The organism is Robbsia betulipollinis (assembly GCF_026624755.1).
Lineage (GTDB): Bacteria > Pseudomonadota > Gammaproteobacteria > Burkholderiales > Burkholderiaceae > Robbsia > Robbsia betulipollinis.
In genome coordinates this window covers 208,432-225,126 of record NZ_JAPMXC010000001.1, presented here as the reverse complement: position 1 = coordinate 225,126, position 16,695 = coordinate 208,432, and the positions used below count along the sequence as shown (strand labels likewise).

At 65.4% G+C, this 16,695-nt stretch carries 14 protein-coding genes and 1 tRNA gene; 10 read left to right on the top strand and 5 right to left on the bottom strand.

Features of this window, described 5'->3' with window-relative positions; genetic code table 11:
- Positions 1–123: 123 nt before the first annotated feature.
- The gene (locus tag OVY01_RS01025) at positions 124–1,122 is read right to left on the bottom strand and encodes a MurR/RpiR family transcriptional regulator (RefSeq protein WP_267844971.1); all 999 of its coding nucleotides are present in this window, start codon (positions 1,120–1,122) and stop codon (positions 124–126) included.
- Positions 1,123–1,450: 328 nt separating this feature from the next.
- Here OVY01_RS01025 and fdnG point away from each other — a divergent pair, with 328 nt between their 5' ends.
- From fdnG to OVY01_RS00990, 7 genes are all read left to right on the top strand, one after another.
- Positions 1,451–4,519 carry a formate dehydrogenase-N subunit alpha gene (gene fdnG / locus OVY01_RS01020; protein WP_267844969.1) on the top strand — a complete coding sequence of 1,023 codons (3,069 nt, stop codon included), beginning with the start codon at positions 1,451–1,453 and terminating at the stop codon, positions 4,517–4,519.
- An 18-nt stretch (positions 4,520–4,537) separates the two neighbouring features.
- Complete coding sequence (gene fdxH, locus OVY01_RS01015) at positions 4,538–5,479, top strand: formate dehydrogenase subunit beta (RefSeq protein ID WP_267844967.1); 942 nt, start codon at positions 4,538–4,540, stop codon at positions 5,477–5,479.
- Positions 5,476–6,132, top strand: a complete 657-nt coding sequence (locus tag OVY01_RS01010) for a formate dehydrogenase subunit gamma (RefSeq protein ID WP_267844965.1) — start codon at positions 5,476–5,478, stop codon at positions 6,130–6,132. Before fdxH ends, OVY01_RS01010 begins: the two co-directional genes overlap by 4 nt.
- 179 nt (positions 6,133–6,311) lie before the next feature.
- Positions 6,312–7,346 (top strand): formate dehydrogenase accessory protein FdhE, encoded by a 1,035-nt coding sequence (gene fdhE / locus OVY01_RS01005; RefSeq protein WP_267844964.1) that lies wholly within the window; start codon positions 6,312–6,314, stop codon positions 7,344–7,346.
- Positions 7,330–8,955 (top strand): L-seryl-tRNA(Sec) selenium transferase, encoded by a 1,626-nt coding sequence (selA, locus tag OVY01_RS01000; protein WP_267844963.1) that lies wholly within the window; start codon positions 7,330–7,332, stop codon positions 8,953–8,955. The genes fdhE and selA overlap by 17 nt, the downstream gene beginning before the upstream one ends.
- Entirely contained in the window at positions 8,952–10,970 is a 2,019-nt protein-coding gene (selB, locus tag OVY01_RS00995; RefSeq protein WP_267844961.1) for a selenocysteine-specific translation elongation factor, read from the top strand. Before selA ends, selB begins: the two co-directional genes overlap by 4 nt.
- A 102-nt stretch (positions 10,971–11,072) precedes the next feature.
- Positions 11,073–11,168 (top strand) — tRNA-Sec (locus OVY01_RS00990).
- 465 nt (positions 11,169–11,633) lie between these two features.
- Here OVY01_RS00990 and OVY01_RS00985 read toward each other — a convergent pair.
- A complete protein-coding gene (locus tag OVY01_RS00985; protein ID WP_267844960.1) occupies positions 11,634–12,317 on the bottom strand; it encodes a hypothetical protein in 684 nt (227 codons plus the stop codon).
- 489 nt (positions 12,318–12,806) lie between these two features.
- Here OVY01_RS00985 and OVY01_RS00980 point away from each other — a divergent pair, with 489 nt between their 5' ends.
- Complete coding sequence (locus tag OVY01_RS00980; protein WP_267844958.1) at positions 12,807–12,950, top strand: hypothetical protein; 144 nt, start codon at positions 12,807–12,809, stop codon at positions 12,948–12,950.
- Between the two features lie 101 nt (positions 12,951–13,051).
- Entirely contained in the window at positions 13,052–13,252 is a 201-nt protein-coding gene (locus OVY01_RS00975; protein WP_267844956.1) for a hypothetical protein, read from the top strand.
- Positions 13,253–13,592: 340 nt separating this feature from the next.
- Here the strand turns inward: OVY01_RS00975 and OVY01_RS00965 are convergent, their stop codons facing one another.
- Complete coding sequence (locus OVY01_RS00965; RefSeq protein ID WP_267844955.1) at positions 13,593–14,900, bottom strand: MFS transporter; 1,308 nt, start codon at positions 14,898–14,900, stop codon at positions 13,593–13,595.
- 161 nt (positions 14,901–15,061) lie between these two features.
- On the opposite strand from OVY01_RS00965, the gene OVY01_RS00960 reads away from it, so the two are divergent.
- Positions 15,062–15,316, top strand: coding sequence for a hypothetical protein (locus OVY01_RS00960; protein ID WP_267844953.1), 255 nt, complete (start codon positions 15,062–15,064; stop codon positions 15,314–15,316).
- Positions 15,317–15,365: 49 nt separating this feature from the next.
- On the opposite strand, the gene OVY01_RS00955 is transcribed toward OVY01_RS00960, so the two are convergent.
- Entirely contained in the window at positions 15,366–15,755 is a 390-nt protein-coding gene (locus OVY01_RS00955) for a hypothetical protein (protein WP_267844951.1), read from the bottom strand.
- A gap of 157 nt (positions 15,756–15,912) precedes the next feature.
- Positions 15,913–16,689: an EAL domain-containing protein gene (locus OVY01_RS00950; protein WP_432422211.1), complete on the bottom strand. Its 777-nt coding sequence runs from the start codon at positions 16,687–16,689 to the stop codon at positions 15,913–15,915.
- Positions 16,690–16,695 lie beyond the last annotated feature (6 nt).

Below are 16,695 nucleotides of genomic sequence, written 5' to 3'. Positions count from 1 at the left end.
CGATGACCGCTGGGTTGGCGGGCGCCGCCTGGCGGAGTGCGTCCGGCGCGTCCTGCGCCTGTTGCGCCTGTCGCGCGTCTGGGTGCCCCACTGCCTGGTTCATTGCGTCGGTAATCCTGTCGGTCATTTCGTGACACCTGGCGGCTGCCGCCGTGGCGCGATGCGGGAGCCGGCGGCGCGGCGGTTCGTTTCCGATGCCGCCGCGGACGTCGCGCGGGCGCTCTCCGGGACCGGCTGCTGCACCAGCCAGGGCAACACCGACTCGGTGAGATCGGTGGCCGCGCGGACCGCGTCGTGGCTGCGGTGCGCGGCCAGGTCGCACAGCGCCTCGATCACCGTCAGCACCGCCGCATCGGAATTGGCGGCGAGCTGGCGCGTCGAACGGATGAACAGCGACACCTGCGCAAGCGCGGCGAGCGGCGACACGGGGCAATCGGTCAGCGCGAAGATCCGCACCCCGCGCTTGGCCGCGTAGCGGGTCAGCGTCACGGTGTCGGCCGAGTAACGCGGAAATCCGATCGACAGCAGCACGTCCTCGCGCCCCGCGCTCGACAGCCGCCGCGCCGCGTGCGAAGGGCCGCCCAGCAGCGCCAGCGACTGGATGTCGGGGCAGTAGGGGGTGAAGCCGTGCTCGGTCAGGCCCGCGAGGAAGGCGCTCGCGCCATATCCCAGAACATGCACCCGGCGCGCGCCCAGCATCGCATCGACGATCGTCGTGCAGGCCGCCGGGTCGAGCGCGAGCCGGGTCGTCTCGATATTGTTCACGCTCTGCGCGAGCGACGCGTCGAGCAGGCCATCGCGGCCCGGCGCGCTCGCCTGCGCGCTGTTCTGCGCGCGCCGCAGGCGTTCGACCGGCGCCAGATTGGCCTCGTAACCGCGGACCAGAGCGCCTCTGAACGACGGATAGCCATCGAAACCGAGCGCGCGCGCGAACCGGTTCGCCGTGGCCGCCGACGCGCCTGCCGCCACGGCGAACTCGTCGATGCTCATCGTCGCGGCGCGGAACATGTTGTCCTGGACGAAGTTCGCCATCCGGCGCTGCACCGGCGTGAGCGACGCAGCCGTGGCGATCGTGCGCAGAATCGAGTTCTCGGTGTCGAGGGGCGGAGACGGGGGCGGCATGTAAGTTCTATGTAATCTTGAAAATATTCTTGCACGGAAAAAATATTATGAAAATATCTTTTCGACATTCCGCAACGATCCTCCACGGAATACGCCCGTCTTATCCGGAGAGAAGGTTTTTTTCGACTGATTTTTCAGTCGTTTGGCGGAATAAACGGGGAATTGGAAGAGGTTTACAAACAACGCCGCCGATTCTCATGAAGCGGGAATGGGGATTCGCCGCCCGGGCTGTTGCTTTCCGCCCCGCGACCGATTGGCGCCGCGACGGAAAACCGCAGCTTGGACGTATAATCCAGGCGTTTTCCCACAATACAAGCCGAGGCACATCATGGTTCAGATGTCACGGCGCCAGTTCCTAAAAGTAACGGGCGCCACACTGGCCGGTTCAAGCATGGCGATGCTCGGGTTTGCTCCCCAGCAGGCGCTTGCTGAAGTGCGTCAGTACAAGCTGTCGCGCACGACCGAAACTCGCAACACCTGCACCTACTGCGCAGTAGGATGCGGCATTTTGATGTACGGTCTGGGCGACGGCGCGAAGAACGCCACGGCCAGCATCATCCACATCGAGGGCGACCCCGATCACCCCGTCAATCGCGGCACGCTGTGCCCGAAGGGCGCAAGCCTGATCGATTTCGTCCACAGCGCGAGCCGGTTGAAAGTGCCGGAATACCGGGCCCCGGGTTCCGACAAGTGGCAACCGATCTCGTGGGACGACGCGTTGAACCGCATCGCCGCGCTGATGAAGGCGGACCGCGACGCGAACTTCGTGGAAAAGAACGAGAAAGGCCAGACGGTCAACCGATGGTTGACCACCGGCATGCTGGCGGCCTCGGCGAGCAGCAACGAAGTGGGCTACCTGACGCACAAGGCGATCCGGGCGACCGGCATGCTGGCGTTCGACAACCAGGCGCGTGTCTGACACGGTCCGACGGTGGCAGGTCTTGCCCCGACGTTTGGCCGTGGAGCGATGACGAACCATTGGGTCGACATCAAGAATGCGGACGTGATCCTGGTGATGGGCGGCAACGCCGCAGAAGCGCATCCCTGTGGGTTCAAGTGGGTGACGGAAGCGAAGGCGCACAACAAGGCGCGTCTGCTGGTCGTCGACCCGCGCTTCACCCGTACGGCATCGGTCGCGGATTTCTACGCCCCGATTCGTACCGGCTCGGACATCGTTTTCCTCGGCGGGGTGATCAACTACCTGCTGACGAATGACAAGATCCAGCACGAGTACGTGAAGAACTACACCGACATGCCGTTCATCGTCAGTGAGGCTTTCCAGTTCACGGACGGCATCTTCTCGGGCTACGACGAGAAGGCGCACAAGTACGACAAGACGACCTGGGACTACGAGAAGGACGACCAGGGCTACGCGAAGGTCGACATGACCATGCAGCACCCGCGTTGCGTCTACAACCTGATGAAGGCGCATTACGCGCGCTACACGCCCGAGAAGGTCGAGAGCGTGTGCGGCACGCCCAAGGCCAAGTTCCTCGCCGTGTGCGAGATGCTGGCGACCACGGCCCGTCCGGACCGCGCCGGCACGATCCTGTACGCGCTGGGCTGGACGCACCATTCGATCGGTGCGCAGATCATCCGCACCGGTGCGATGGTGCAGCTGCTGCTGGGCAACATCGGCATCGCCGGCGGCGGCATGAACGCGCTGCGGGGTCACTCGAACATCCAGGGCCTGACCGACCTGGGCCTGATGTCGAACCTGCTCACCGGCTACATGACGCTGCCGACGGAGAAGGAGCAGGAGTACGAGGACTACATCAAGGCGCGCGCCGCGCAGCCGCTGCGGCCGAACCAGTTGAGTTACTGGAAGAACTACCGCAGCTTTTTCGTCAGCCTGATGAAGACCTGGTACGGCGACGCCGCGACCAAGGACAACAACTGGGGCTACGACTACCTGCCCAAGCTCGACAAGTCGTACGACCTGCTGCAGGCGTTCGAACTGATGCACCAGGGCAAGATGAACGGCTACATCTGCCAGGGCTTCAACCCGCTGGCGTCGGCGCCGAACAAGCAGAAGAGCACGGAAGCGCTGTCGAAGCTGAAGTGGCTCGTGATCATGGATCCGCTGGCCACCGAAACGTCCGAATTCTGGGCGAACCACGGCGCGCTCAACGACGTCGACCCGAGCAAGATCCAGACGGAAGTGTTCCGCCTGCCGACGACCTGCTTCGCCGAGGAGCGCGGATCGGTGACGAACTCGGCCCGCTGGCTGCAATGGCACTGGCAGGGCGCGCAGCCGCCGTGGGAAACGCGCAGCGACCTGGAAATCATGTCGGGCCTGTTCCTGCGCATGCGCGCGGCGTACAAGAAGGACGGCGGCAAGTATCCGGACCCGATCACCAAGCTGACGTGGACCTATCTCCAGCCGGAAAGCCCGACGCCGGAAGAGCTGGCGATGGAGTACAACGGCCGGGCGCTGGCGGATATCAAGGACCCGAAGGATCCGACCAAGATCCTCGCGAAGGCCGGCGAGCAGTTGCCGTCGTTCGCGCTGCTGCGGGATGACGGCACGACGACCAGCGGCTGCTGGATCTATTGCGGCGCGTGGACGAAGGCCGGCAACCAGATGGGTCGTCGCGACAACTCCGACCCGAGCGGCATCGGCAACACGCTGAACTGGGCGTGGGCCTGGCCGGTCAATCGGCGGATCCTGTACAACCGCGCATCCTGCGACGTGGCGGGTCAGCCCTTCGACGCGCGGCGCAAGATCATCGGGTGGAACGGCAAGACGTGGAGCGGCATCGACGTGCCGGACTACAAGGTTGACGAGCCGCCCGAGACGGGCATGGGGCCCTTCATCATGAATCCGGAGGGTGTCGCACGGTTCTTCGCGCGCGACGGGCTGGCCGAAGGGCCGTTCCCCGAGCATTACGAACCGTTCGAGACGCCGGTGGGTTACAACCCGATGCATCCGAACAATGCGCTGGCGCTGAACAACCCGGCGGCGCGCGTGTTCCCGGACGATCGGGCCGCGTTCGGCAAGAAGGAGCAGTTCCCGCACGCCGCCACGACCTACCGTCTCACCGAGCACTTCCACTACTGGACCAAGCACGCGAAGCTGAACGCGATCGTGCAGCCGGAGCAGTTCGTCGAAATCGGCGAGGATCTGGCCAAGGAGGTCGGCGTGATCGCGGGCGACCGGGTCAAGGTGAGTTCGAACCGGGGGTCGATCGTCGCGAAGGCGGTGGTCACCAAGCGGATCAAGGCACTGATGATCGAGGGCAAGAAGGTCCAGCACGTGGGCATCCCGATTCACTGGGGATTCAAGGGCGTCGCCAAGGCAGGCTACCTCGCCAATACATTGACCCCGGTCGTGGGGGACGGGAACTCGCAGACACCGGAGTTCAAGTCCTTCCTGGTGAAGGTCGAGAAAGCTTAATGCGCGAGGAATCCTGAAATGGCATTGCAATCGTTGGATATCAAGCGTCTCTCCGCGACGACCGTGCAGCCTCCCGAGGCGCGCACGCCCGTCACTGGTTCGGTCGCCAAGCTGATCGATGTATCGAAATGCATCGGCTGCAAGGCGTGCCAGACCGCGTGCATGGAATGGAATGATCTGCGCGACGACATCGGCATCACAACGGGTGAGTACGACAACCCGCGCGACCTGAGTCCGCAGTCCTGGACCGTGATGCGTTTCTCGGAATACGAGAACGCGTCGGGCGATCTCGAATGGCTGATCCGCAAGGACGGCTGCATGCACTGCGAGGACCCGGGCTGCCTGAAAGCCTGCCCGTCGCCCGGCGCCATCGTGCAGTACACGAACGGCATCGTCGACTTCCACGAGGAAAACTGCATCGGTTGCGGCTATTGCATCAGCGGCTGCCCGTTCAACATTCCGCGGATGTCGAAGAAGGACAACCGGGTGTACAAGTGCACGCTCTGTTCGGACCGCGTCGCCGTCGGCCAGGAACCCGCGTGCGTGAAGACCTGCCCGACCGGCGCCATCATGTTCGGTACCAAGGAAGACATGAAGGTGCAGGCCGCGGACCGGATCGTCGACCTGAAGGAGCGCGGTTTCGAGAACGCGGGTCTGTACGACCCGCCGGGCGTGAGCGGCACGCACGTGATGTACGTGCTGCATCACGCGGACAAGCCGTCGCTGTATCACGGTCTGGCCGACAATCCGCGCATCAGCCCGATGGTGCGGGTCTGGAAGGGCATCGCCAAGCCGCTCGCGGTGGCGGGCATCGCCCTGACCGCCCTGGCCGGCTTCTTCCACTACACGCGCATCGGCCCGAACGAGACGCATGAAGAGGATGAGGAAGCGGCCCTGGCCGAGGCGGACGCCGCGCATATCCGCACGCATCGGGAAAACGACAAGGAGATCGTGGAATGAGCCAGCTCGACGATGGTCACAAGCCGCACGGCGAACCGTTGGTGGTGCGCTACACGGCGAACGAGCGGAGCAATCACTGGCTTACCGCGATCACTTTCGTGATCCTGGCGCTGTCGGGCCTGTCGTTGTTTCACCCGTCGATGTTCTGGTTGAGCGCGCTCTTCGGCGGCGGCCAGTGGACGCGCATCCTGCACCCGTACGTGGGTGTCGTGATGTTCCTGTCGTTCTTCGGTCTGGTGTTCCGCTTCTGGCACCACAACATGCTCGACCGCAGCGACGTCCAGTGGATGAAGCAGATCGGCGACGTGCTGACCAACCGCGAGGAGAAGCTGCCGCGCATCGGCCGTTACAACGCCGGTCAGAAGCTGCTGTTCTTCGCGCTGGTCGCCTGCATGCTGGTGTTGCTGTTCTCCGGCATCGTGATCTGGCGGCAATGGTTCTCGGTGTACTTCGGTATTCCGATCATCCGCCTCGCGGCGCTCGCGCACGCGGCCGCGGCTTTCGTGCTGATCACCTCCATCGTCGTGCATATCTATGCCGCGATCTGGATCAAGGGCTCGATCGGCGCGATGGTGAAGGGCACCGTGACGCTGGGCTGGGCGCGCAAGCATCACCCGCGCTGGTTCGACGACATTATCAAGAAGAATCGCTGATGTGATTCGGCCGGCGTGAAGCCGCCGGACGAAAGGGGCCGCCGACCCGCAGCGATGCGGATCGGCGGCCTTTTTCATGAGATGCCCGGCTGCATGCCGGGCCGTACATGGGTTAGGATTGAGCGTCCGGCGTCGTTCCGCGGCGCCGGTGACGCGTGGTTTCCAAGAAAGGTGTTGTCGTGCAACGTATCCTAGAAGCAGGTCAGATCGAATCGCTCGATCATTCATCCATTCCGCGCGTGCGCCTGCCGGAGCGCTATGGCGCGTTCGGCGCACGGGCGACGCGCATGCGCCGGCTCGCCGCGAACAGCGTGGCGGGCATTCCCGTCGAACCGGCGTTGGGCGGCTACCTGAATCTGATGGGCCGGCTCGCCGACGCGCAGCAGGGCGTCCTCAACGGGCTGACCGACTCCGACGTCGGGCCGCTCGACCACGACATGATCGCCCGCTCGCAGGCGCATTCGATGCCGGTGTTGCCGGCGTCCGGCCCGCGGCAGGCGAGTTGGCACGTGGTTTTCGACCGGCTGCTGGGCGCGCTGACCGCTGCGGCGGACGCAGCAGGCGCAAACGGTGCCGACTCGCCCCTCGGCACGACGCTACGCGCATTGCAGGCCTTGTCGCCCGCCGAGCGCGACGCCGCGGCCGACGCCGTCCTGACGGGCCTGGCCGCGCCCGACGCGGCCACGGCGCCGTTTCTGTTCGCCGCCCTGCAGGTCTGGTGGACCGAGCGCGCCAGCCGTCTCCAGGTCACTGATATTCCGTACATGGAACATCCCGGGCTGTGTCCGGTATGCGGCTCGCAACCCGTCGCGAGCGTCGTGCGCATCGGTGGCGCGTCCCAGAATTACCGCTATCTGCAATGCGGCCTGTGCACGACCGAATTCCACATGGTGCGCGTGAAGTGCACGAATTGCGAATCGACGGACACCATTTCCTATAACGGCATCGTCGAGACCGGCGCCCCCGACGTGATCGAGGACGCCGGCGCGCCCGGCGGCAAGCGCCCGGCGGCCGACCCCGCGAAGTTCGCCAAAGCCGAGACCTGCGGCAAGTGCCACTGCTACCGGAAGATCTTCTACCAGGAGCACGATTACGACACCGAGCCGCTTGCCGACGATCTCGCCAGCCTGTCGCTGGACGTGCTGATGACCGAGGCGGGCTACGAACGGATCAGCGGCAATCCTCTCTTCTGGCTCGATGACGCGACTTCCTGACGCCGCCGCGGTCCCCGTGGCCGGACCCGTGACGCCGGCGCACGCAGCCGACGGGGCGTCCGTGCCGAGCGCGTCTGCCACGCGCAGCGCCGCCGCGCGCATTCCTTCCGTCGAGCGGGTGATCGCCTTTCCCGCGCTCGCGCCCTCGATCGCCCGGCACGGACGCACGCGCGTTCTCGCGGTGATTCGCGACGCGCTCGCCGCGCGGCGCGAACAATTGACGCGCGAATCGCGGGGCGAGGCGGCAAGTGCGACCCGCGGACCCGTGCCGGGCGCGGGTGCCGTCCCCGCGACGTCGGATGTGGCCTCCGACACGATGCCCGGCGCGGCGCGGGACGCCATGCTGGAGGCGGTCGTCACCGACGTCCAATGGCGGCTCGCCGCCGCCGCCGTGCCGCGTCTGCGTCTCGTCTTCAACCTCACCGGCACGGTCCTGCACACCAATCTCGGCCGCGCGCTGTTGCCCGATGTCGCGGTCGAATCGGTCGTCGCCGCGCTGCGCGCGCCGGCGAATCTCGAATTCGATCTCGAGACCGGCGGGCGGGGCGACCGCGACGACCTCGTCGCCGACCTGATCTGCGAACTGACCGGCGCCGAAGCCGCCACCGTCGTCAACAACAACGCCGCCGCGGTCCTGCTGATGCTCGGCACGCTCGGCGTGGACCGGGACGTCGTCGTCTCGCGCGGCGAACTGGTCGAGATCGGCGGTGCGTTTCGCATTCCCGACATCATGAACCGCGCGGGTGCGCGGCTGGTCGAGGTCGGCACCACCAACCGGACCCACCTCGCCGACTACGCACAGGCGATCGGCCCGACCACCGCCATGCTGATGAAGGTGCATTGCAGCAATTACGCGATCACCGGCTTCACCAAAAGCGTCGAACTCGACGAGCTCGCGCCGCTCGGCCGTCAGCACGGCGTGCCCGTCGTCGTGGATCTCGGCAGCGGCACGCTGATCGACCTCTCCGCCTACGGGCTCGCCCGCGAACCCACCGTCGCCGAGACCATCGCCGCCGGTGCCGACCTGGTCACCTTCAGCGGCGACAAACTGCTGGGCGGCCCCCAGGCCGGCATCATCGTCGGTCGGGCCGACCTGATCGCCCGGATCAAGAAAAACCCGCTCAAGCGCGCGCTGCGCGTCGGCAAGCTCACGCTCGCCGCGCTCGAACCCGTGCTCGCGCTGTATCGCGAACCGGAATTCCTGGCCGAGCGGCTCACGACCTTGCGCCTGCTCACGCGCGACGCGGCGCACATCCGCGCGCAGGCCGACACGCTTGCGCCCGCGATGCAGCGCGCACTGGGCGAGGACTGGACCGTGAGCGTCGAACCGGTGTTCAGCCAGATCGGCAGCGGCGCGTTGCCGGTCGAATCGCTCCCCAGTTGCGCGCTCGCGATCCGGCGTGCCGCCGGGCGCCGCACCGGCCCCTCGCTCAACCGTCTTGAAAAAAACCTGCGCGAACTGCCACGCCCGGTGATCGGCCGTATCGCGCAGGACGCGCTCGTGCTCGACCTGCGTTGTCTCGAAGCGCGGGAGCAGGACGCCTTCGTGGCGCAACTCGGCGGGCTGGCGCCCGCATCCACGCCGACGCCCCCCGGAGCCGCGCGATGATCGTCGGCACCGCGGGCCATATCGATCACGGCAAGACCACCCTGACGCGCGCACTCACCGGCGTCGACACCGACCGTCTCAAGGAAGAAAAAGCGCGCGGCATCTCGATCGAACTCGGATATGCGTATCTGGACCTCGATCGCGACGGCGACGGCGACGGCGCGCGCGACCCGTCGTCCGCCGACGCCATCCTCGGCATCATCGACGTGCCCGGACACGAACGGCTCGTCCACACCATGGCGTCCGGCGCCACCGGCATCGATTACGCGCTGCTCGTCGTCGCCGCCGATGACGGCGTCATGCCGCAGACGCGCGAGCACCTTGCGATCCTCGCGCTGCTCGGCGTCTCGGCCGGCGCGGTCGCCATCACGAAAAGCGACCGCGTCGATGCCGCCCGTCTGCACGCCGTGCGCGGCGAGATCGCCGCCCTGCTGGCCGACACGCCGCTCGCCGACGCGACCCTGTTCGAAACCGCCGCGAACCGCCCCGGCGACCCCGGCACGCACGCCCTGCTCGCGCATTTGCGCGGCGCCGCCCGGCACTGGCGCCGCCGCCACGACGACGGCCTGTTTCGGCTCGCCATCGATCGCGTCTTCACATTGCCCGGGCAGGGCACCGTCGTCACCGGCACCGTCTTCGCCGGGCGCGTGGCCGTCGGCGAAACCCTCGATCGCGTTCCCGAGACCGCCGGCGCGCTGCCCGTGCGCGTGCGCAGCATCCATGCGCAGAATCGTCCCGCCGCGCTGGGCTACGCGGGGCAGCGCTGCGCGCTCAACCTTGCCGGCGCCGAGCGCGACGCTTTGCGGCGTGGGGACTGGATCGTCGACCCCCGTCTGCGCGCGACGTCTCTGCGCCTCGATTGCTCGCTGACGCTGCTGGCGGATGCCGGTTTGACGTTGTCGCACTGGTTGCCCCTGCACGTTCATCTGGGCAGCGGACACCATGTCGCCCATCTCGTATTGCTCGACGACGCGCCGTTCGCCGCCGGGCGGCAGGGCCGCGTGCAGCTGGTCTTCGACACCCCCATCAGCGCGGTGCCCGGCGACCGTTTCATCGTGCGCAACGCGCAGGCGACGCGCACCGTGGGGGGCGGGCGCGTCCTCGACCCGTTCGCACCCGCACGGCGGCGGCGCTCGGCGGCGCGTCATGCCTGGCTCGATGCCATGGAAAGCCTCGTCGCCACCGGTCGGATCGACGCGCTGCTCGCCGAGTCCGGCGACGGCCTCGCGACGGACGTCCTCATGCATCTCACCGGCTTGCCGCTGGCAGCCATCGCCTTGCCCGCGGACGCGGTGCGGCTTGCGCCGCGTGGCGAGCCGCACGCCGACGGCTGGCTCTTCGACGCTGCGCGTTGGGCGGATCTCACCGCGCGCATGCAGGCGACACTCGCGCAATACCACCTGAAGGTACCGGACGAGCAGGGCGTCGAACTCGCGCGGTTGCGACGCATGGTCGCTCCGCTCGCCGCCGATGCACTCTGGCGTGCCGCCGTTCAGCAGTGGTTGCGCGCGGGCGACGTGGCATTGTCGGGCCCCTGGCTGCATCTTTCCGAGCACGCGCTGCGGCTCGATCCCGCCGACGAAGCGCTGGCCGCGCGGCTGCTGCCCCGTCTCGTCGCGGGTGGGTTCGATCCGCCCTGGGTACGCAATCTGGCCACGGCGGAAAGCGTCGACGAAGAAACCGTCCGCACCGTCCTGCGCAAGCTCGCGCGTCAAGGCCAGGTGTATCAGGTCATACGCGATCTTTTTTACGACCGGGCGCGTGTCGTGGCGCTCGCGCGCCTCGTCGCGACCGTCGCGGCGGAAGCGCCGAACGCCGACGTGTCCGCGGGCGCCTATCGCGACGCCACCGGCCTCGGCCGCAAGCGCGCGATCCAGGTGCTGGAGTTCTTCGATCGTGTTGGCTATACTCGGCGGCACCGCGACGCGCATCTGCTGCGGGTGGATAGCCGGTGGCTGGCATTGCTGGATGCCGGCGACGGGAGCGAGGATGGCTTGGTCGTCTCGCTCACATGATCCGGCAGGTGGGTTTGGGTAGCACGACCGGACGCGGTGCGTCCCGTGTTATCTTTCAAAAGGGACCGGGCCGCCGGTAGCGGTCCCTTGTCTCGGATTCAGGGAGGGCATCCGCATCCGGTGGTGCGGCCGGGCTTCAAACCCGGTTGGGGGCGTCAGCCGCTCCCATGTAGGTTCGACTCCTGCTGCCTTCCGCCATAAGGCTTTCAGCGTTTTCAGAACGCTCTGAAACCAGTCAAAAAAGGTCAGGGGTGTGGGTTTTTCTGCCTTAAAAGCAAAACTTCGCCTCACTTCCCACCTATCTTATTCACCGCTTCGGCCAGTTTGCCCGTTACCAAATGGGCATACCGTTTTGCCGGTATGGTGGTTTCGTGACCGAGCACCGCGCCGACCGTGTGCAAGTCACTCCCCACAGCCATCATTTCCAACGCCGCGCTACGATTTCTCTGAAATATGGACGCGCGCTTTTACCTCCTTCCATCCGCTGCTCCCGTCCTCGAAGTGCGTTGGGACAGGGCAATGGCGGCGCGCTCGACCACGATCAGTTCCTGCATTTTCGCGTCGCGTCCGGCTCGGCGGTTTCAGCGTGCGTCATGACACTCTCGGCGACGACGAACGCCCGTCGTCACTCGCGGCGGCGGATGCCGTCGATCGGAAGGGGGATCATTTTCCCACTGTGCCGGTCGTCCCTGCCGTTGAAACCGAGTGCCCACCTGTCGTGCTGGAATGCCCGCCGCACGCGTGCCCCACGACGCAGACGGCGATGCCTGTCGCGAGTACAAGCAACGGCACTGCGGCCAGCTTCGGATCGCCCAGCGCGGCAGCAGCAACCGCCCCGCGCGGTGTCTCCATGGAAACCGGCGCGATCGCTGCCGGGACGACCGGATCCGGTACCGCTGCCACTGCCGGCGCAGCAGAAAGCAGCGACATGGCTGCCGGAACTGGCGGGATCACTTCGGCCGGATCCGACGCGTCGGCCACTGCCGGCACGGAAAGCGGCGGCACGGCTGCCGGCAGCGATTCAAGCGTACATCCACCCCCGGGCGCTGGCTTGCGCAACACGGCGGGCACGTGGTGCCGATGAATCGGATGGTGAGGCGCATAGCTGATCCCCGCTGCCGGGCGTTTCGCCAGAACCGTCGGCGCAGCGTCGGCGCACGTAGTCAGGCCTTCGTCGGCGTGCGCCGCGCCGGCGTACATCACCGCGCCGACAGCCAGGGCCAGGCCGACGCCAATCATCCAGGCCTGCGCCGGTAGGGTGGCCGTGTGGTGAACCGCCGGCGCGCTGGGTACGCGCACCTTGATGCGCTGACGCGCCAGGTTTGCAGATCGAGTGATGTTCATCATGTCAGACTCCGGCGCCCCGGCAGTACGCCGGCGCAGATGCGGCGAGCATGCCGCTCGCAGTGGTGTGGGCAGCGCAGCGGTCGGCGCTTGCTCACGAAACGCCGATCTTCAATCGTTTCTTCGAGCAGGACAGTGCGGACGCGCTCATAGCGGGCGTGCGCGACTTGCATCGCCTCGGCGTGAACCGGGAGGAGGTGGACCGGTGGCAGTCGACTCGGGCGAGAGTTGCCCGGCCAAAGAGGGCGCTTCTCGATGACGCGCCAGAAATTCCGACGGTGGTAGCCGTCATGAGCAGGGCGGCCACGACGGCAGTCAGCGCTTGGCCGATGGCGATTTCCATGTCGGACGCCGGTCGGTACCGGGAAGCGCAACCCAGGCATCGCAGGATTCGCGCGACACCGAACGTCGGAAATCAGGCGATGCACGGCGTTTCGGGACGCATTCGGCGCAGTTCGTGCGCGAAGCGAGCAGCGTCGCGGGTGCACTCAAATGGCCCGAATCAAGGTCGCGCTGGTGAAGGACTGGCACAGCGCCAAAAAGTGGGCGTCCGTCCGTCTCGCCGCGGGGCTCACGCTGCCATACGGGCTGCCGGCCACGGTGGCGCCCTGGATCGGGTCTCTGTCGGATCGCTGACCCGATTGACGCCGACACTGCCGCGTGTGGCACACCCACCGCAAAATAGCGATGCTGATGCGGAAAAACAACATTATTGAAAAAGCGCAATCAGTCTGGCCATGCTGGAGGCGGTCGCACGCATCACGGACGCGGTCGAGCGCGAGTATGGGGTGTTGCACGTGCCTGATCCGAATGTCACCTTGGTTGGGGCGCACCGGTTCGGGGAGCGCCTGCGATCGCTCTGGGTGAAGACCAAGTTGTCGCAGGTGGTGCTGACAGACATGATGGCCAATATGCTGTGTTTGTATACAGCATATTGATGGGAGAGCCCTCGATCGATGGCAGATCCGGTTATTCCCCGGACGGGCGGCAAACCCCGATTTGCCCAGCACATCGTCTCCCCGGTTCCCGCGGAATAAATGCTACGTCGAGGTGTCTGCTGGCGGCGCCGCGCTGTTTTTCCAGCGTCCGCCGGCCGGTATTTTTAGCCTCTCGCGCGATGAGGGTCCGACAACGTCGATAATGGCCATTGCGGAATGTGGGGTGTCGCAACCCCATGATCTTTATATATCGATAGATGGGCTTCAAACCCGATTGGGGTGTCAGCCGCTCCCATGCAGGTCCGACTCCCGCCGTCCTCCACCACCATTACCCCGACGTTCAATCCAGCGAACGCCGTCCCGTCTCTTCCAGCATCGACACCGCGACCAAAGAAACCATCACGCAAACGATCATGTACCACGCCGGAGCCATCGTATTGCCCGTCACGCGAATCAGCCACGCCACCACGAGCTGCGCGGTTCCGCCAAATAACGAGACGGCGACGGCATAGGCGCTGGCGAGATACCCCGCGCGCACGTGTTTCGGAAAATTCTCCGGCATCAAGGCATAGGCCGGCGCGGATCCCATCGTGTAAAAAAACATCAGTAACACGATCAGCGCGGTGACGACGCCTGCCGAAGGGAAATGATTCATCAACCAGAAACTCGGATACAACAGCACGATCAAGGCGGTCCGGCCAAAAATCGTCAGCGGCTTGCGGGCCTTCATCCTGTCGGACAGCGCGCCCCAAAGCGGGCACATCAGCAGCGATATCAGCGGGGCGGCGGTGGCGACGAGCACCGTGGTCTTGCGGGGCAGGTGCAGATACTGAATCGCATAGGTGGGGATGTAATACATCATCACGTAGGTCGCGACCGTCATCCCCATGATCGCGAATACCGTCAGGAACCATTTCTTCACCAGCGCGGGTTCGAGCGTTGAACGCGCACCCGAGGCTTCCCTTGCCGGTTCCTCGGCGAGGTGCCGGCGCAGGTAGATGCCGACCGGCATGATCAGCGTGCCTATCAGAAAAGGGACGCGCCAGCCCCAGTCCAGCAATGCCTCGCTGCTCAACCGGTAGGTGAGGATCGCGGCCAGACCGGACCCCATCAGCGCGGCGGCGCCCTGGCTGGCCAATTGCCAGCTCGCCCGGAAGCCGCGACTGCCGGCCGCGCCCGTCTCCAGCAGCGTCGCGGTCGCCGCACCGAATTCGCCGCCCTGCGCGAAGCCTTGCAGCAACCGCGCGCCGATGATGATGACCGGCGCGGCAAGACCGATGGTGGCATACGTGGGCGTCAGGCCAATGATGGCGGAACCCAGCGCCATCAGCGCGATCGTCAGCGTCAGCGCGGCGCGGCGCCCCCGGCGGTCCGCGTAATGACCCAGCACGAATCCGCCGACCGGGCGCGCCACGAAGCCGATCGCAAAGGCCGATAGCGCAAGCAGCGTCGACACCACGGGGTCCGTCGCGGGGAAAAACAGCTTGGCGATCGTCAGCGCGAAGAAGCTATAGACAGTGAAATCGTAGAATTCGAGCAGATTGCCCGCTACCGCGGCAGCGACGATGCGCCGCTGCGAAACGGTGCTTGTTCGCGGTCCACCGCGGTGGACGCGATTGTCGTCGTAATTGTCTGGAAAGGATTTCATGGTCATTCGATACATTGTCGAGCGCGGTGGCGATCCGGTCCGGATGGCCACCGTTGACCCAAGGATGCACAGTGTGTCAGAGGCGGGGGAAAAAAATAAAAGAAAAGCCTTTCATGGCGTCATGGATGTTTTACGCTATACCCATCCACAAGGGGCCGATCATGACGCCAGACGAGGTGCTGCAGCGATTTGCCGAGCAATACGTCACGGGGGCGATGCCTCTCGACGAAGCGACGAGCAGCCTGGCGGAGTGGGTCTCGGCCAACGAGAATCGGTTGACGTCGCGCGACCTGGCAGTGTTCCACGCCGTGGGCGGCGCGATATTCGACTGGGCGATCGCCGAGAAAATGCGTAGTCAGAAGTATTCAGGCATCGCGGCGGACATGCTGATCGCCTTGATCAGGCGCCGGATATGAAGCAGCCGAACCGGTCGTTTTTTTGGTGCCGGCTCCTCATGCCGCCTTTTTAATCCGCGCAATGGGCGACGATATCTGCCAGTTCGCCCACCCTCAGGGCATTGTCCTGCACTTTGGAACGGCGCACCGTCACGCGCGATCCGCGTCCTTCCTCGATTATGTCTATCCGATAATAGTTCTGATAGTGGGAACCGTCATCGCCACCCAGTGTCAACCGGGTGACGCCGAAATCGATGTCGGGGAAGTTGCCCAGATCGCTGCCGAATCTCGAAAGATTGTAGGAAAGGCAGGCGGCCACTTGCGCGCGGGACTTTGCACTGTCGCGCTGAAAGGTCGGCGGCGCCTTCTCGATTTGTTCGAAAGTGTCCCCGCCGCATCCGGAGAGTGTCAAGGCCGCGCTCCCCATCACGAGCAGCGCGCCCAAAAACGAACGCTTCATTTCTGGCTTTCCTGGTCAAAATCGCGATCATATACTGCTCCGCTACCAAAATTCCGAGGTGGTAATGGAGGGTAACGAATAATACGACGAAAATATCGCGAAGGGGATCGGCCGACCGCATGGCCATGGAGCCGGCCGATCACTTTCGGGCGCCGCGTCATCCCGCATTGGCGATCGCCGGCATCCCCTTGAATGCCGGCTTCGCGAACAGGTAGCCCTGCATCAGCGTCACGCCGACCCCCGCGAGAAAGTCGCGCTCGCCCGGCGTCTCGATGCCCTCCGCGATCACGCGAACGCCCAGACCGTTGCAGATGTCCAGCACGCCGGTGACGATGCGTTGCCGTACATTGTCCGTATCGATGCCGCGCAACAACGCCATGTCGAGTTTGATCAGGTCCGGCTGGAAGTCCGTGAGCAGGGTGAGGCCCGAATAGCCCGCGCCGAAGTCGTCGATCGCGGTCTGGAAGCCGAACGATTTGTACGAGCGGAAAATATGGACAAGGTGCTCGCGGCTGATGATGTTCTCGCCCTCGGTCGTCTCGAAAATAATCCGGTTCACCGGAAAGCCGTATTTTTGCGCGGCCTCGAAGGTGCTGCGGATGCATGCGGCGGGTTGGTAGACCGCATTCGGCATGAAGTTGATCGACAGGAAACCCGCCATTCCCATTTCGGCGGCCTGCATGATGGCGGTGGTGCGGCACCGCTGGTCGAAGCGGTAGCGGTTCGATTCGTCCACCTGCGACAGGACCGATGCCGCCGATTCGCCGTTCGGTCCGCGCACGAGGGCTTCATGCGCATAGGCATCGCCCGATGTCAGATCGACGATGGGTTGAAACGCGAAAGCCATTTCGATCGGCGCGCGTTCGGTGGTTTGGCAACCGCCGCAGCGGTTCGCCCGCTCGGCTGGTTGATCCACATCCTGAATTTCGATGATGTTCGA

Coding starts and splice junctions, on each gene's coding strand:
- OVY01_RS01025 (WP_267844971.1), bottom strand. CDS start 1,122: ATGCCGCCCCCGTCTCCGCCCCTCGACACCGAGAACTCGATTCTGCGC.
- fdxH (WP_267844967.1), top strand. CDS start 4,538: ATGGCATTGCAATCGTTGGATATCAAGCGTCTCTCCGCGACGACCGTG.
- OVY01_RS01010 (WP_267844965.1), top strand. CDS start 5,476: ATGAGCCAGCTCGACGATGGTCACAAGCCGCACGGCGAACCGTTGGTG.
- selA (WP_267844963.1), top strand. CDS start 7,330: ATGACGCGACTTCCTGACGCCGCCGCGGTCCCCGTGGCCGGACCCGTG.
- selB (WP_267844961.1), top strand. CDS start 8,952: ATGATCGTCGGCACCGCGGGCCATATCGATCACGGCAAGACCACCCTG.
- OVY01_RS00985 (WP_267844960.1), bottom strand. CDS start 12,317: ATGATGAACATCACTCGATCTGCAAACCTGGCGCGTCAGCGCATCAAG.
- OVY01_RS00980 (WP_267844958.1), top strand. CDS start 12,807: ATGGCCCGAATCAAGGTCGCGCTGGTGAAGGACTGGCACAGCGCCAAA.
- OVY01_RS00975 (WP_267844956.1), top strand. CDS start 13,052: ATGCTGGAGGCGGTCGCACGCATCACGGACGCGGTCGAGCGCGAGTAT.
- OVY01_RS00965 (WP_267844955.1), bottom strand. CDS start 14,900: ATGAAATCCTTTCCAGACAATTACGACGACAATCGCGTCCACCGCGGT.
- OVY01_RS00960 (WP_267844953.1), top strand. CDS start 15,062: ATGACGCCAGACGAGGTGCTGCAGCGATTTGCCGAGCAATACGTCACG.
- OVY01_RS00955 (WP_267844951.1), bottom strand. CDS start 15,755: ATGAAGCGTTCGTTTTTGGGCGCGCTGCTCGTGATGGGGAGCGCGGCC.